Annotated in this window: 1 protein-coding gene; it reads right to left on the bottom strand. The window is 45.1% G+C overall.

Annotation, left to right across the window (positions count from 1 at the left end; all coding sequences use genetic code 11):
• Window positions 1-72 precede the first annotated feature (72 nt).
• Window positions 73-709 (bottom strand): flagellin (locus tag R7Z47_RS24885; RefSeq protein ID WP_318130767.1); only part of this gene is annotated, 637 nt, incomplete at its 5' end.

Here is a 709-nt window from a genome sequence, read left to right as displayed (position 1 = left end):
TTTTTCGCTAAAGCTTCTTTTCGAGCTGTCGATACAACCTGATTTTGCGTTGAAATTAAGAATCCAAATCGCCTAACCAAGCAAGGTAAGTGCGAGGTTTGGCGCCTGTTTAGCTTGGGCTAAAATAGTGGTACTGACTTGTTGCAAGATCTGCTGCTTCACCATTTGCGTGGTTTCTTTGGCGTAATCAGTATCTTGAATACGACTGTTCGATGCCGCTAAATTTTCGTGGATGTTATCTAGATTATTGATCGCATGATTGAAGCGATTTTGATATGCACCTAACTCGGCACGTTGGCTATCGACAAATTTCATCGCCGTGTCTAGTACAGCGACAGCTTGCTGCGCCCCACCAACGGTTGTGATGTTCAAGTTATTGACCGCATCATAACCTTTCAACGACATCCCAAGCTCACTCGCAAGATCTCCTGAGAATGAAATCGTTCCGGCGGTTTCTTCTCCTGCCATAAAGATCTGTAACTGACCTTTTTCATTAACAGAAGCCGTCACTTTGTCGGTTTGGCCATTAATGTAGGTCGCGAGTTCTTCAATATCATCACCAGCTTTGGCATTGATTTGGATTTTTTCCGTCTCGCCAGAACGGTTGGTGAAAGACATCGTCAGATCATTGGCGTTCTCTTTTACCTGCCAATCAGAATCAGCACGCCCTTGAGCGACATAACTAAAGCCCCCCATGTCCAACCCGTCA

The sequence above is a fragment of the Vibrio sp. 1641 genome, from assembly GCF_033339995.1.
GTDB classification, from domain to species: domain Bacteria; phylum Pseudomonadota; class Gammaproteobacteria; order Enterobacterales; family Vibrionaceae; genus Vibrio; species Vibrio alginolyticus.
Note: the sequence above shows the minus strand (reverse complement) of the source record. Positions and strands in the feature narration are given on the sequence as shown.